Source organism: Collimonas sp. OK242 (assembly GCF_900107095.1).
Taxonomy (GTDB): domain Bacteria; phylum Pseudomonadota; class Gammaproteobacteria; order Burkholderiales; family Burkholderiaceae_D; genus Collimonas.
This window is the reverse complement of sequence record NZ_FNOR01000025.1, coordinates 1-15,602: the sequence shown is the minus strand read 5'-3', so window position 1 is coordinate 15,602 and position 15,602 is coordinate 1. Positions and strand designations below refer to the sequence as shown.

The following is a 15,602-nucleotide window of genomic DNA, read 5'->3' as shown; positions in this document are numbered from 1 at the left end:
CCTCGCTTCGCGTGGGTTAACCCGAGGCCTCACTACATGGACTGCCGGCGCGAGTGCGTGCAACCGGGGCGGGACTGCGCCCCGTGCCGTTGTTTGGATCAAACCGATGAGCGGGATCGTCTTCATGGTCGCTCCTAGTGGCCGATCGACGCCGCGTCCACTGCCCGTGCCGCCTTGGGCGCCAACGTGATCGCGAAAGCCGCGATGAAGAAGACGACGGCGGTGGCCATCATCAAGCCGTTGGTTGCCAGCATCAGGCTTTGGCCCGTCACCATGTTGTTGAACATTTCGCGCGCCGCCTGGCCTGCCATTGCCGGGGCGCCGGCGATCTGGGCCGCGAGCTTGCCGGCGGGATCGACGATGCTGGCCAGTTGGTCATGGGCTATGTAGCTGCGGTCTTGCCAGGACGTCGTGACCAGTGAGGTGGCGAATGCACCGGAAATCGTCCGCACAAAATTCATCAGTCCGGCTGCCGAAGCGGTTTCCTTTTCGTCCACCGAGCCCATTGCCAATCCGGTGATCGGCACGTAATACATCGGCATGCCGACGCCCATGACCAACAAGGGGATGCAGATCGTCCAGAAATCCATTTGCGGGTTGGCGAGTGCCCGCCAGGCGGTGTCGCAGCCCAACCAGGCGCAGCCGAAGAAGATCAGCCACCGTGCGTCGACGCGATTGGACAGGTTGGCCGCAATCGGGGAAAAAACTACCGAAAGCACGCCGCCCCACATAACAACCAACCCGGCCCAGGTAGTGTTGTAACCCATGTTGTTCTGCAGCCAAAGCGGCGTGAGCACATTCAGGCCGAAGAAACCGCCGAAGGCTAACGCGAGCACGAACATGCTGGTGGAAAAGCCGCGGTGGCGGAATACGCGCAGATCGACGATTGGGTGCGACTCGGTCAATTCCCAGATGACAAAGGAGACGAATCCGATCGCTGCGATCACCCCGAGGACACAGATCTCCGGGGAGGAGAACCAATCCTTGTCCTTGCCTTCGTCAAGCATGATCTGGAGCGAAGCCACCCAGATGAACAGCAGCATGAAGCCAATCTTGTCGACCGGATTCTTGACCACCGGCTCTTCGTAACGCTTGAGTAATTTCCAAGAGATCACGCTGAACGCCAGCGCCATCGGTATGTTGATGAAATAGACCCACGGCCAGCTATAGTTGTCGCAAATCCATCCGCCCAGCACCGGCCCGACGACGGGCGCGAGCAGCGTGGTCATTGCCCACAATCCCATGGCCTGCATGGACTTCTCCTTGGGGAAGATGCGCAGCAGCAGCGTCTGCGACAGCGCCAGCAGCGGACCGCCGGCGAAGCCTTGGAATACGCGCATCAGGAGCAGCATGCCGATCGAGGTGGAGACGCCGCACATCAGTGAGAAGATGCCGAACAGGAGTACCGATAGCGAGAACACCTTGATCGCGCCAAAGCGAGAAGAAAGCCACCCGGTCAGAGGAACGCTGATCGCTTCCGCGACCGCGTAGGCGGTGATGATCCAGGTGCCTTGGCTGGAGCCGGCGCCAAGCGCCCCGGCCATGTTCGGCTGGGTGACGTTGGCGATGGTCATGTTCAGCACGGCCAGGAAGTTGGCCAAAGCCAGAACGATGGCCCCCACCCAGAGCATTGTTCCCTGGAGGGCGGGCGCGGCATTACGCGCGGCCTGAGCTTGCGTCATGGTTTTCTCCTTCTCAGGACTTGCTGTTCAAGTCGATTTCCGCAGTCGTCGACATGCCGACGCGCAGCGGATGGGCTAACAGTTCGGCCGGTTCGAGACGGATTCGCACCGGCAGGCGCTGCACCACCTTGATCCAGTTGCCGGTGGCGTTTTGCGCTGGAATCAGGGAAAACGCCGCACCCGTGCCGCCCGAAAATCCTTCAACGACGCCGTGGTAGGTCACGGATTCGCCGTAGATGTCGGCCCGTACCGTGGCAGGCTGCCCCGCCTTCACTTTCTTGAGCTGCACTTCCTTGAAGTTTGCATCGACATGCATGTTTTGGATAGGAACAACCGACAGCAGCGGCGTCCCGGCCTGCACCTTCTGGCCGAGTTGAACCTGACGCTTGGCGATGATCCCGTCCACGGGCGAACGGATGATCGTGCGCTCGAGATCCAATGCGGCCTGGTCGCGTTTTGCGCGTGCCAACGCCACTTCGGGGTTGCTGTCCAGGTCGGCGCCGGAAAACAGTGCAGCGTTGGACTGTTTCGCACCGACTGCGGCATCCCGGCTGTCGTGGGCTTGCGCAACGGCGGCTTTCATGCCTTTCAGGTTCGCCATGGCGGAGGCATAGGCGTTCTGCGCGCGGGTCAGCTCGTCGCCGGAAACCGAACCCGACGCCACCAGCGCCTGACGCCGTTTGAGGTCGATATCGGCCCGCTCGAAATCGGCTTGAGCGGCTGCCAACTGCGCGTCAAGCCGCTTCTCCTCTTCTTCATGGGCGAGTACCTGTGCGCCGAGTCCGGTGTCGTTGGCTTCAAGGCTCTTCACATGACGAACGGCGCGACCGAGGTCGGCGTCGGCCTGGGCCAAGGTGAGCTTGGCGTCGGCTGGGTCGATCACGACCAGGACATCGCCTTTTTTCACTGACTGTGTATCGGTTACCCGCACCTCGGCGATTGTGCCGGTGATGGAAGGGGTCAATTCGGCCGACTCCACTCCTGTATAGGCGTTATCTGTCGAGATGTGGCGGGAAGCGACGAGTTCCCAATAGGTCCAGCCCCCGCCTCCAATGAGCGCAACACTCAGCGCTAGCAGGGCGAAAAGGGGTTTTCTACGTCCGCGGGTTGCATTAGGGGTGTCGTTCGCGTTCAAAACATTTGTCGGTTGGTTCATTGCATTCTCCTTAAACTTTAGCTAATTCATCCAGTGATGCCGAGCTTGCCGCTCGACTGTTTTTCGGGGCTTTGATAGCCTCCCCCAAGGGCGCGTACCAAGGCCACATCGAGTACCACCGCGCGTGTTTCGACGTCGGCGAGCGAGCGCTGTGCCGAGACGAGCGCGTCCTCTGCGCTCAATACGTCGAGATACGTGGCAAGCGCTCCCTTGTAGCGCTTGTCGACGATGTCGTAAGCATCTACCGCTGCTGCGACGGCGGCACGCGATGCGGCCAGTTCGCCGTCGAGCGCTTTCCGGCTCGTCGCCGCGTCTGCCACTTCACGCAGGGCGTTGGACAGGGTGGCGTTGTAGATGGAAACTGATGCGTCATACTCGGCGCGGGCGCCGCGCAATTGCGCTTGCAGTCCTTGCGTATTGAAAATCGGCAGGGAAATTGCCGGGCCGACACCGCCCATGCCGGAACCGGATTTGGTCAATTTGTCGATGCCCAAGGATTGGACGCCAACAAAAGCCATCAAATTGATGCTGGGATAAAATCCCGCCTTCTGCTGGTCGATGTGCTTGGCGGCCGCTTCCGTTCGTAGCCTGGCTGCCACGATGTCAGGCCGTCGCCCGAGGAGCTCCAAGGACAGGTTGGACGGAAGTCCTGCGCCGCCGGTAAATTGCACGGTCGGACGGGTAATGGCGAGGCCGCGATCAGGCCCGTCCCCCAACAACGCCGCCATGCCGTTCCTCAGCAGCGCGATCCGCTCCTCCACGCCGAGCAACTCCGCCTTTGCCGAAGCCTGGCGCGCTTCCACTTGGCGCACGCTGGCCAAGTTCTCCAAGCCATTCTCGTTGCGCTGATGGAATAGCGCGACGGTCTTGGTACGTAGCGTTAAAGATGCGTCGGCGGTATCTCGAACGGTGAAAAGATGAAGCAGTTCGGCATACGCCGAAGCCACCGAGGTCGACAGTATCAGGCGGGTTTGCGCCACCTCCGCCTCGGCAGCGCCTTGCTCCGAGATCGCTGCTGCCAGCGCCGAGCGGTTCTTGCCCCAGAAATCCAGTTCCCAGGACAGATTCAGCGTCGCCTGGCCGTAGTCTTTCCACCCTTGCGGCAGCGCAGAACGCGGCATCAAGTAGTTATAGCTTTGCTTGCTTTCCGCCATGGATGCATTGGCGTCCACTTGCGGCAAGAGAGGGGCGCCTGCTCCTTGAACCGAAGCCTCAGCCGTGCGCAACCGCGCCTGAGCCAGCTCCAGGTTTGGCGAGCCGCGCAATGCCTCCTCGACTAGCGCATTGAGTTGGGGGTCGCCGTAAGCTTCCCACCAGTGATCTCCTGGCCAGGCGACCGACGTGGCGGAAAAGGACTGAGTGCTCGCCAGTTGCTCCACAGGTTTCAATGTGGGTGCAACACCCAGGGAAGGGATTTGGGCGCAACCGCCCATGGCGAGAAGGCTGGCGGCCAGACATGCGGAAACGACATGCCGGCCGGTTAAAGAACGAGGAAAATTTGACACAGACATGGTTTCACTCCTATTGAACTGTACGGTACGGTACATATTAAACTTGACTATCGAGGTCGTCAAGAACAAAATGTACCGTACCGTACAGTTGTTTAAAGGAAGCAAATGAAAAATCGAGACATCAAGCGACAAGCCATACTTGATACGGCTTATCGCCTATTTACGACCCATGGATTTGATAAAACGACAATTTCCGAAATCACCCGCCAGGTTGGCGGTTCAAAGGCGACGATTTATAGCCACTTTGGATCGAAGGAGGAGCTGTTCGTCGAGTGTATGATGGCCGCCGCCGAAGACTACATCACAAGCAACGTTGCGTTATTGGACTCGTCGGGATCCGATCCAGGCACAGCGCTACGCGAATTCGGCGCCGGTTTCCTGAGCTTCGCGTCTTCCCCGGATTCCGTGGCGACGCAACGCCTTCTTGTCGCCGAGGCAGCTCGCTCCGGCATCGGCAGATTGTTCTTCACCAAAATTACCAATTTGCTGGGATTCGTCGCGGCATTCCTATCCAAGCTAATGGCTGCGGGAGTTCTTCGTACTGATGACGCCCAACTCGCCGCTGCGCAGCTCCGCGCGCTGCTTGAGGCCGAAGTCGTCGAGTCCTTGCTGTTGCACGTAAGGGAAAATTCACCTGATGAAAAGGAGATTTTGCGCGCCGTAGGACGGGCCGTAGCGGTATTCATGCGCGCTTACGCGCCCACGGCGCGATAAATACGGTAGGCGCACATTATCTACACCTAGAAGATAGATCCCAGCCATGCTGCATTTCCGGTGCAGAATCTTGGCTTCAAGCTTACAATTGGAAGACCGTACCGAACAGTTCATATTTGCGATGGATCATATGACAAAGAAAAGAGATGCTAAACGGCAAGCCATTCTTGACACGGCTTACCAGTTTTTTAGAACGCAGGGGTTTGACCAGACATCGGTCTCCGAAATCACAGCCAAAGTAGGTGGTTCAAAAGCGACGATCTACAGCCATTTCCCATCAAAGGAGGAGCTATTCGTCGAATGCATGATGGCCGCCACCGAGTCATACATTGAGGAAATCGTTACGCTGTTTGACACCTCGGGCTCAGACCCAAACACCGTCTTGCGCGAGTATGGTATCCGCGTACTTAGCTTTACCTGTTCACCCGACATAGTGGCGGTGCGACGCCTTCTCATCGCTGAAGCGAACCGCTTTGGTATAGGAAAGCTTTTTTATGCAAAGATTACTGTATTGCGAGCTCAAGTGGCTGCGCTACTAGCTCGATTCATGGCCGTCGGCTCACTGCGTCCCGAGGACCCTCGACTGGCTGCTGATTATCTTCGAGCTTTATTGGAGGCCGAGCTTGTTGAGCCTTTGCTGTTACATGCAAGGGAGACGCCGGACGAAAAAGAGATCAAGCTTGCTGCAGACCGAGCCATCACCGTCTTCCTACAAGTCTACGCACCGACAGCGATTGAAACGAGCGAGTGCTGAGATTGAACGCTTATCCGATGCTGGGCCTGACCAGGCACAAGTGCGGAATCGACTTGACACGCATGAATTCAACTATTTCCCTGCATGCCGTGCACCAGAAATAGAGCAAGCGGTTGCCAAAGGTGGACTTAGGGGCAACTCCAGCCGCATGTTCAAAGAGCGAGGAGCGAGTTTGCCGATACCGAAGATAGGGCGCTGACTGCTTATTTGGAACGGGAATTGGCCGAGGTGTACTCCAGCAGTCTGCACCCACCCGCTTGCCCGTATTGTCATTCGCGCCTTCTGGCTGGTCGCCTACCCCAGCCAAGGCCACGAAATGCTGTTTGACGCGCGCACCCGCTCCTTTGCGGCGCTAGGCGGCGTTCCCCGGCGCGGCATCTACGACAGCATGAAGACGGCGGTGGACAAGGTCAACAAGGGCAGGGGGCGTATCGTCAATGCCCGTTTTGCGGTGATGTGCGCCCGTTATTTATTCGATGCCGGCTTCTGCAACGTCGCCTCCGGCTGGGAGTAGGGCGTGGTCGAGAAAAATGTGCAAGACAGTCGGCGGCGCATCTGGCTGGATGCGCAGAACCGGAAATCTGAACTCAAGGGCCTGCGGCTGCACGGCATGGTCAGCGCCTGGACGGATTTGACGAACCAGGGCACCACGTCGGCGGAGACGTCGAAATGGTTGATCGAGCATCTGCTGCAAGCCGAAAACACGGACCGGGCCATGCGCTCGGTGCGCCACCAGTTGCCATCGGCCCTTGCCCGGTGCAGTGACTGACCCTGCGGGCATCGCCTGGTAGCCCCACCCCGGACGAACCTAGAAAATAAAGTTGTAGACAATCGAGCTTAAAGACCGCTGCCCAAGTCGTTGTGCAACGCGGTGATGCTACCGGCGATCAGATTCATGCGATACCGATGTTGGCTAAACGTTAAGTCGAACAAGCACTTTGTTCTTTGATAAGTACATCCCTCTCTGGTTCACCGATCCGTTTAAGGATCACAGAAGACGCGACCAATAAGAAAATAGATATCAATCCGATGCAACATGTGATTGGCTTCCTGAAATGATGATTGCTAATATTGCCCAGGAACAATCGATTTGAGCGACGGCGATAGTCGGGCTTGTGTGGAGGTTGATCCCGGCGCCCGAACTGAATGCCCTCTCCAGCGTTAATTGTTCGGTGTAGGTGGTCACTGGAAGCTCAGCAAAGAAGGAAAAGAAGAAATGTCTGTTGCTCAAAAAGTATTCTCGGGATGCTGCATGATTGCCGTGGCGTGCCTGTGCTTTTACCTACTGATAGGCGCTGATCAACCAGACAGCGCCATGCCATTGCCGCCGCCCGATGCCAAGTTCCAGGCAATGGCAGATTCGTCAGATGTTGCGGCACAAGGCAACCTGCGTTGCGCCGACATGCTGCTGAGCAACCCATACGGGCGGGGCGCCTCGAACTGTTTGAATGATCCGGAACCGTTGGTCCCTACCGCGGATGGAGACGCGAAGATCTTGCGCGCCAAGCTAGATCTGGTATGGCCATGCCAGGGAATCCAGCAACCGAATGCGGCATCGTCTGAATGCACCAAGATCAACGCCGACGCGGCAAGTCTGGTCAGGCAGCTCGAAACGCTAGCAGAGCGGGGCGACAGCCAAGCAAGCACCGATCTGTCGAATCTGGTGCAGAGCCGGAAAAAAACCGCTACCGGTGAATATTTAGATGCGCTTGGCCACGCAGAAGCCCGGATCTCGCGCAGGCCGATCAGTGGCGGAATAGAAGCGGAGAAACAGATTTCTCGGCCGTCCCCGGCTTCCGCCGATGGTGTATGACCCGTGGGCGACACAAGGGTATTTCGCTCACCTGAGACCAAGCTGACGCGGTCCGCTCAAGCCGGGGTGTGGCGGGTTTACCGGCATCGGCTCACCTCACCTCATTGACGTTCACATTATTAGGCACTTAACACAATACGTTTTTGCCGCAATGGATTTTACGGCTTTAGAAGTAATGGCCTGTGGAATGGAGTGTCGAGAGACATGGTATCAAAGTAAATAACTATGGAGACTAAAATGAAAAATCATTGCGTGCAGTTGGAGTTGAATGGGCACCGCCCGTTGAGTAGGCATGCCGTAAGTACAATAAATCGCTTTTTAATGCTTTTGGCGTTTATCGTATTTTTCAGCGTGGGTTTGTCGCAAAAGGCTTCGGCCGCCACAAGTACTTGTGATATTTACGCCGCGGGAGGTACGCCGTGCTCTGCGGCCCACAGCACAGTGCGAGCCTTGTTTGGGGCGTATAACGGAAAGCTGTATCAGGTCAAGCGCGCATCTAATGGCGCCACCATGGATATTGGCACTTTAACAGCCGGTGGTATTGCCAATGCTGCTGCACAAGATACTTTCTGTGCAGGTTCTGTATGTACCATTGAAACGATCTATGACCAGACCGCAAATGGAAATCACTTGACTGTCGCGCCGGCCGGGGGGAACGGTAGCGCAGACATCACAGGCAGTGCCACCGCATTGAAGGTGACGATTGGCGGAAAGTCTGCGTATGCCGTCTATATCTCCGCGGGCGTCGGGTATCGGCGTAACAACACCACAGGCATTGCAACCGGCAGCGCATCAGAAGGCGCATACATGGTTACCAGTGCTACCCATGTGAATAATGGTTGCTGCTTTGATTATGGTAATGCCGAGACAAATAACCTTGATACTGGCAATGGACACATGAATGCGGTCTACTTTGGCACTCTGTGCTGGTTCGCATGTACCGGATCTGGCCCCTGGGTCATGGCAGACCTTGAGAATGGTCTATTCCTGGGCGGCAACGGAAGCAATACGAATAATACTGGCCGCAATACCACTTTTGTCACGGCCATGATTAAACAAGACGCCACGACATATTCCATTAGGGATGGCGATGCCCAAACTGGCGCGTTAAAAACCGATTATGCGGGGCCGCTACCTACTACGTCAGGATATGTGCCTTTCCACAAAGAAGGTGCCATTATTTTGGGTATTGGCGGCGACAACAGCAAGGTGGCAGTCGGTAATTTCTATGAAGGCGCAATGACAACAGGCAAGCCTTCTGATGCAACCGAAAACGCCGTGCAGGTCAATATCGTTGCAGCGGGTTACAGCGGAAATGCCCTGAGTTCTTATAAAAAACTTGTCAACCAAAACAGCAGCAAGTGCATGGACGTTCAGCAACCCAATACCAGTGCGGGTAGCAATGTCGACCTCTACACGTGCAATGGGTTTGCTTGGCAGAATTGGCAAATGGTGGACTTGGGCAACGGATACTCCAGTATTTATAGCGAGCACAGTGGCATGTGCCTGGATGTCAGCGGATCTTCCACAGCCAATGGCGGCAACGTGATCCAAAATACCTGCAGCAGTAGCACCAGTCAGCAATGGCAGGTAACAACGACCACCGCTCCCTGGTTCCGCTTGACCTCGCGCAATAGCGGAAAGGTGTTGGATGTTTCCAACTGTGGCACGGCCGACACGACCAATATCCAGCAATGGGACTGGCTCAATAATGCTTGCCAACAATGGCAGCTGCAATAACTATTCTTTTATGAAGAATGGATTCGACTAATATCCAGTTGAACTAAACCAAGACGCGGTGGCTGGTCCTCATGGGCCGCCACCGCTTTTTATTGGCGGTGTGCCGCCCAGAGCCTGAAGTTTGTCTATTTTCGTCTGCGCATGGAAATTTTCATCGCTGGTAATCGATACTTTTCCCTCGAACTCTGGTGGTCTATTGATTAGTTTTCGCAAGACGAGGCAGCAATCGGCCAATGTGCGACGTTCGTGGCGGCAGATAATTCGATAATATATTACTAATTTTTCGCGGTGACGTTGAGATAATTAATTTCCATCGAAACTTCAATCAAATACCTCTGATCGAATTCCCAAGTTGAACACACTGCGACCCACAATTCTAAATTCCACACTTCAGAGGGAAACCATATCGACCATTGAAGACGCTATGGCTCCCGCTATTCTGGATCAATGCTGGGTGGCTAGCGTGGAAAGGATTACCGAAATTGACCAGCGCCTCAGTCAGTTCTGCCCTTGGGATGATGAGCTAAAAATTTTCATTGCGGGGAAGTCAACCGCGCCGGATAGCGACTCTTACAGCATGGCCGCGACAGTAACCAAAAATTTGGGGAGCCAATTATCTATGCTAGCCGACGCATTCCCAAAAATTGGATTCGATGGGTCCGACTGGAATATGACGACGATTTGGTTCCCATATCAGAGTTTTCGTAAGTGCTGGTATGTAACGTTTACGTCGGAATATGGCTCCGATATTGATTTTGCGTTTGTAAGTGATTCGAAGCAACCCGATAATTGCGACATACAAATTGTCGGTCAAAAGAGGGGATCATTTGTTGATGCACCTGGCTTTGTTAAATACACGATAAATTGCTTTCGACGAGCAAGTATCTCTAATCAGGATTTTTTTAGCGTTTTGCGTCGTATTGAAAATGAAAAAATATTCGGCACTGAAATCGTAGGCCCGTTGCTTACTATATTGGAGACATCAATGAAAGAGCTCAGAGACCCTGAGTACTGTCACTTGAAAGAGCTTCTCCAATCATTCGATTTGACAATGCCTTGAGTGCCCGCTCAGATCTCAGATGTTTGGCTGTGCCGAGCAGTGACTGTAACGGACCCATTTCCCGAAGTATCAACCCTCGCTAAAAATTATACGAACAACTCGGAAAGAATGCCGCAACATGAATGAATATAAGACGGTGGCTCGCCTAAATGGGCTTGACACGCTGCGCGCTGCTGCGATTGTCCTGGTATTGGCGTACCACTACATGGTGGTGGTAAGTGGGAAAAATACATTTGGCTTCATGACTGAAATCGGATGGACTGGTGTCGACCTGTTTTTTGTGCTGAGCGGATATTTGATTGGGAACCAGATACTCTCGCCGATTGCACAGAGGCGGGATTTTTCGCTGAAAACGTTCTATATCAAGCGATTGCTTCGCACTTTGCCAAATTATTACTTTATCTTGGCAATGTACTTTATTTTTCCGTTCGCGTTGGGAGAAAAAGGGGCGGCCCCGACATGGCAGTTTTTGACATTTACGCAAAATTTCGGCCTTCGTCCCGGCCAGACTTTTACCCATTCATGGTCTCTTTGCATTGAAGAACAGTTCTATCTCATTTTACCGGCCATCGCGTTGCTGGTTGCCAGTTTTAAAGGTTCCAGACGGTTGGGATGGATTGCAATTGGCTTCGCTGTCGTTGCCGGCATGGTCGCCAGAGGTATGGCTTGGCTCGAGCATGGTCACAATGCAATTAGCGCTTACGATTATTACGAGCATATCTATTATTCGAGCTTTACGCGTTTCGATGAATTGCTGCCCGGCGTAGTAATAGCCATGCTGAAGAATTTTCATGTCTCCACCTATTCAAAAATCCTGCGAAAGGGGAACGTCCTATTTGTCGTCGGTTTGGCGGCGGTCGGAACAATGTTCTATTTGTTTTCGCATTTTCTTGTAATAGCTGGTTATGGATTTGGATTTTTCATGACCACATTCGGTTATCCGTTGCTGGCGACAAGCTTTGCAATTTTGACCCTTTCGGCGCTAAGCCCAAACTCCGTATTGCATCGGGTACGTGTGCCAGGCGCTGCCAGCATTGCGTTGTGGTCGTATGCAATTTACCTGGCACACAAGCCAATATTTAAATTGGCAATTTCACCGTTAACCAAAATCGGTATTGATACCGATTCGGTTTTTGGAATAGGCATCATCATGACTGTAAGTCTCTTTGGAGGATGGTTGCTCTTTCGATTGGTAGAAACACCATTCATGGAGCTGCGTGCAAGGATGTATTCGGTTAACGGTCCGAATGGACAGGCAATGGCAACCCGGGAAGAGGTAGTTCCTAAACAAGGTGGCGCGGCGTAAATAGGGATTCTCGGAACAGTTGAGAATGGAATTGAAGTCTAACTAGCGCTTCGTCTGCGTTGGTCGCAGGCCTCATCGCGACATTTGTCCGGTCCCTGCCTTCGATGAAGCTTAAACGGCAAGCGAGTGTCTAGCAGATTCGTGGCGATTCACTCTGACCCGCCTGCCGACGCTGCCCAATAGCCGCATCGGGGAATTGCTGCCGCATCACTGGATATCGGCCGACTATTCTTTGCCATCATGGGAAGGTCAAGTCCAAACCGAGCATCCTGGCAAGGACGAAGGTGACGAGCACCAGGCCCAAGAGCGATAGCACGTAGACTGCGGCCACCTTGCCGCCCGCGCGTAGCACCGCGCGCTTCTCCTCCTCCTCCTTCTTCCCTTGATCGTAATGCCACTTGATGGCGAAGAACATGCCCGTGCCGAGCACGAGAACCTTGAACGTAACGAAGACTATAGGGATCCAATCCATCATTTTGAGTATTTCCAGGGTATTACTTGAGATTATCTATCGTGAGGAGCACTACCTTAAAACGCTGCTTCAGCAGCTTCATTTTTTGTTCAAACCATCCCCTCAGGCATCCTGCTTGAATCTTTCATTACATCTACCTATGAAATAAGAATGGCATCCAGCGGAGTGATTTGCCGAATGCAGATGAGAGAGGAGAAAACGTCAACGACTGCCATGCAAGGATAGTGTTGCTGCAAATCCTGATGCATACTACTTAAAAGCAATTTCCATACATTGAGACAAAATGTCCCAGTTGAAAAACATGCAAGATGAAAATTTGCCAATCTGGTTGCCGCGATTGGCCGTGCACGGCGGGCCACGTTTTTTGCAGATTGCGGATGCGTTGCAGGCGGCGGTGGTAGAAGGATCGCTGAAACCGGGTGACCGTCTACCTCCGCAGCGCCAGTTGGCAGCACAGCTGGACGTCGACCTGACGACGATCACGCGCGCATACGACGAAGCCAGACGCCGCAACTTGTTGGAGGGCCGCGGCGCTCGAGGCACTTATGTCGCGGCGCCGAAAGTCGAATTGAACGCTATCCTCGACCTGAGCATGAATACCCCACCACCGCCGGATGGCGTGGACTTCGACGACATGTTGAAACAAGGTTTGTCTCAAGTACTGATGAGGGCAGATAATGAATTGCTGATGTCTTACCACTTGGCCGGGGGAAGCGACTCCGACCGTAAGGCTGGAGCCAAATGGCTCGAACCGATGTTTGGACATCTGGATTCTCGACAGGTTGTTGTCTGTCCGGGTGCGCAAGCGGCGATCGCCGCATTGATCCTTGCGCTGACGGAGCCTGGCGACGTCATCCTGGCAGAACCAACGAGTTATCCCGGCTTGCGTGCCGCAGCGACCCAATTCGGCCGGCACCTCATTGCGGTGGAAGCGGACAAGCACGGGATGGTGCCTGAGATGCTTGAGGAAGCGTGCCGCCAGCACAAGCCTGGGCTGGTCTACCTCAATCCGACATTACAGAACCCGACCGCCATCACCATTCCGGAACGCCGGCGCAAGGAGCTCGCCAGCATCGCGAAGCGCTGCAATGTGCGCATCGTCGAGGACGATCCCTACTGGCTACTTGCCGATGCCCCGCCACCACCTATTGCCACGTTTGCCCCGGAACAGGTGTACTACATCTCAACCCTGTCGAAATGCCTGACGCCCGGCTTGCGTGTCGCCTTCGTGCTGATACGCGCCCCGCACGAACGCGAACGTTTCCTGGTCGCGCTAAGATCATTTGCGCTGATGGCCGCTCCTCTGACGGCCGCACTGGCCACTCAGTGGATCCTCGACGGTTCGGCTGACGGATTGATGGAAGGCGTACGCAGCGAGGCGCGCCTGCGCCACTGGATGGCTCGGGATATTCTGGCGGGGCGGTACAGCGGCGCCGGAGACGGCCTGCATGTATGGCTCGAGTTGCCGGCGTATTGGAGCTCCTCACAGCTTGCGCGTGCAGCCGACAGCGAGGGCATCGCAGTCACGCCGGCGGAGGCATTCGCAACTGGCAGCGGATCAGTGAATGCAATTCGGATCTCTTTGGGTAGCATCAAGGACCGTGGACGCTTACAGGCGGGTCTTCAACGGCTGTCTCATCTGCTTGCGCGGCGGCCCGAGTCGTTCAGCGCTGCTGTGGTTTAAAGTCCAGGAAACACTGTGCTTCATCCGGGAGTTCTCTCAATGCGGTCGCACATCGGTTTGCTGCCTCAGTATTTATTTATCGTGAGATCACGCGCGAAAGTGAACAGACTGAAATACTCGCTGACGGTTACGTTCGAACAATTTCGACCAAATCGTAACCTCACTTTGATTCGAATGGACTTACGCCCATGACTCGTATCCTCGCCTTTGTGGCTGTAGCCATCGCGTTGACATCGCCAATCGCTACCGCATCTACAGCCACCGCAAATCTTTGGCTCACTGAGACTGAGATTCAGTCCTTGCGCGCCCAGCCGGCTCGCATCGCGCCGCTCATCCGGCGCTGCGACAAGGAAATCGATACGCGCGCTGCGCCCGTCTCCGTATTTTCCCCGCCGCCGCACTACACCTCGGGCGGCGTTGTTGAGACGGACATGTCCAAGCGCTTCTCGATCGATGGCACGATGGCCTGGCGCGCTGCACTGTGCTATGCAGTGTCGCAGAACCCACTTTATGCGAAGCATGCCCAGTCCATTATTGGCGCATGGGCCGATACCATGCGAGAGGTGAAGTCGGAGCAGGGCGCATCGGAAATCAATTTCGACCTGCCACAGTACATCCTAGCCGCCTCGATGGTGCGCGATGTGGAGAGTTGGAATGATCAGTCATTCCGGCACCTCCTCACCGACATCGCCTTACCTCTATCGCATAGCGACCGCAAGAACAATCACGCCAATTGGGGTGTTTTCCTCAATGTAGCCATCGCCGCATACACCGGCGACACCGCCTTGCTCGAGCAAGCTAGGGTACGCTGGCTGGTGCTGATGGACAGTGAGGTGGCGCCAGACGGATCGCTGCCGTTGGAAATCTGCCGCAGTGACACAAACAATTATTGTGGGGGAACGCACAAGGGAGTCAACGGCCTAAGCTACACGCACTACACCTTGCTGCCAACCACGGCAGCGGCGCGCATCTTTGAGATTGCAGGACGCAGTGTATGGCAAACGCCACAAGGCAACAAATTGGCAGCCGCCTATCGGCAAGCCGCCGCATGGACGCTACACCCGGAGAACTTCCCTTACTACGACAGCAATGGCGGACACTTAAACGGCGTGCGCAACGCCGCCTATTTCGCTCTGCTGCAGCGGGTATTTCCTAACGATGATGGTGCGCGGGTGATTGCGAGTGGCAACATTGGGATGAATGGGTTGGAGTGGTTGGAGTTGTTCGAGTGAACTGAGTGCATTTGTTTGGAAAAGGGGCTGTTGTAAGCTTATGGAATGAATAGATCGATAGAATTATTCGGTCGTAACAGAGATGAAATATCCGAGCCTGTCAGATTTTCTGTGTGAACGGGGTCATGAAATAATACCGAAAGGGAAATTCCATGACTGACGTAATGACCACAAAGAAACCGAAGAAGCAGAAAGCACCTAGCCTCATCCCAGTCGAGCTGATCGACCAGTTGCTGGCCCAAGTGCAGAACAAGGACGCCGAGTCGATCCTTGGCGAATCTGGCCTGGCTGGGCAGCTCAAGAAGATGTTGGCCGAGCGTATGTTGACGGCGGAGTTGAGCCATCATCTGGCTAGCGAAGGCGAAGCGAGCCAGAACCACCGCAATGGCAGCAGCCCGAAGAAGGTGCTGACGCCAGGCGGCGAACTGCACCTGGACATTCCCCGCGACCGGCTGGCGAGCTTCGAGCCCAAGCTGGT

13 protein-coding genes and 1 pseudogene are annotated in these 15,602 nt (G+C 55.1%); 10 read left to right on the top strand and 4 right to left on the bottom strand.

What is annotated here, in order from left to right:
• Positions 1-134: 134 nt before the first annotated feature.
• From BLV81_RS21460 to BLV81_RS21450, 3 genes are read right to left on the bottom strand one after another with little or no spacing between them, the layout of a single operon-like run.
• Positions 135-1,682 (bottom strand): DHA2 family efflux MFS transporter permease subunit, encoded by a 1,548-nt coding sequence (locus tag BLV81_RS21460; protein WP_176992929.1) that lies wholly within the window; start codon positions 1,680-1,682, stop codon positions 135-137.
• Between the two features lie 13 nt (positions 1,683-1,695).
• Complete coding sequence (locus BLV81_RS21455; RefSeq protein ID WP_092359947.1) at positions 1,696-2,838, bottom strand: HlyD family secretion protein; 1,143 nt, start codon at positions 2,836-2,838, stop codon at positions 1,696-1,698.
• 26 nt (positions 2,839-2,864) lie between these two features.
• Positions 2,865-4,349 carry an efflux transporter outer membrane subunit gene (locus tag BLV81_RS21450; protein WP_092359946.1) on the bottom strand — a complete coding sequence of 495 codons (1,485 nt, stop codon included), beginning with the start codon at positions 4,347-4,349 and terminating at the stop codon, positions 2,865-2,867.
• Between the two features lie 105 nt (positions 4,350-4,454).
• Between BLV81_RS21450 and BLV81_RS21445 the strand changes: the two genes are divergently transcribed.
• The 7 genes and pseudogenes from BLV81_RS21445 to BLV81_RS21415 all read left to right on the top strand — a co-directional run bounded on the left by BLV81_RS21445 (position 4,455) and on the right by BLV81_RS21415 (position 11,736).
• A complete protein-coding gene (locus BLV81_RS21445) occupies positions 4,455-5,063 on the top strand; it encodes a TetR/AcrR family transcriptional regulator (RefSeq protein WP_092359945.1) in 609 nt (202 codons plus the stop codon).
• A gap of 70 nt (positions 5,064-5,133) precedes the next feature.
• On the top strand, positions 5,134-5,817 hold the full coding sequence (locus BLV81_RS21440; protein ID WP_218134301.1) for a TetR/AcrR family transcriptional regulator: 684 nt from the start codon (positions 5,134-5,136) through the stop codon (positions 5,815-5,817).
• 274 nt (positions 5,818-6,091) lie between these two features.
• Positions 6,092-6,586 (top strand): annotated as a pseudogene (locus BLV81_RS24490) (ATP-binding protein); the annotation flags it as partial.
• A 396-nt stretch (positions 6,587-6,982) separates the two neighbouring features.
• On the top strand, positions 6,983-7,630 hold the full coding sequence (locus tag BLV81_RS21430) for a hypothetical protein (protein WP_143036405.1): 648 nt from the start codon (positions 6,983-6,985) through the stop codon (positions 7,628-7,630).
• 237 nt (positions 7,631-7,867) lie between these two features.
• Positions 7,868-9,370, top strand: coding sequence for an arabinofuranosidase catalytic domain-containing protein (locus BLV81_RS21425; RefSeq protein ID WP_255365409.1), 1,503 nt, complete (start codon positions 7,868-7,870; stop codon positions 9,368-9,370).
• 424 nt (positions 9,371-9,794) lie between these two features.
• Positions 9,795-10,430, top strand: a complete 636-nt coding sequence (locus BLV81_RS21420; RefSeq protein WP_092359942.1) for a hypothetical protein — start codon at positions 9,795-9,797, stop codon at positions 10,428-10,430.
• Positions 10,431-10,548: 118 nt separating this feature from the next.
• Positions 10,549-11,736: an acyltransferase family protein gene (locus tag BLV81_RS21415; RefSeq protein WP_092359941.1), complete on the top strand. Its 1,188-nt coding sequence runs from the start codon at positions 10,549-10,551 to the stop codon at positions 11,734-11,736.
• 238 nt (positions 11,737-11,974) lie between these two features.
• On the opposite strand, the gene BLV81_RS21410 is transcribed toward BLV81_RS21415, so the two are convergent.
• Entirely contained in the window at positions 11,975-12,211 is a 237-nt protein-coding gene (locus tag BLV81_RS21410; protein WP_092359940.1) for a hypothetical protein, read from the bottom strand.
• A 280-nt stretch (positions 12,212-12,491) separates the two neighbouring features.
• Here BLV81_RS21410 and BLV81_RS21405 point away from each other — a divergent pair, with 280 nt between their 5' ends.
• The 3 genes from BLV81_RS21405 to BLV81_RS21395 all read left to right on the top strand — a co-directional run.
• Positions 12,492-13,892: an aminotransferase-like domain-containing protein gene (locus tag BLV81_RS21405; protein ID WP_369823914.1), complete on the top strand. Its 1,401-nt coding sequence runs from the start codon at positions 12,492-12,494 to the stop codon at positions 13,890-13,892.
• 188 nt (positions 13,893-14,080) lie between these two features.
• Complete coding sequence (locus BLV81_RS21400) at positions 14,081-15,124, top strand: alginate lyase family protein (RefSeq protein WP_092359939.1); 1,044 nt, start codon at positions 14,081-14,083, stop codon at positions 15,122-15,124.
• Between the two features lie 152 nt (positions 15,125-15,276).
• Positions 15,277-15,602 (top strand): transposase (locus BLV81_RS21395; RefSeq protein WP_176992928.1); only part of this gene is annotated, 326 nt, incomplete at its 3' end.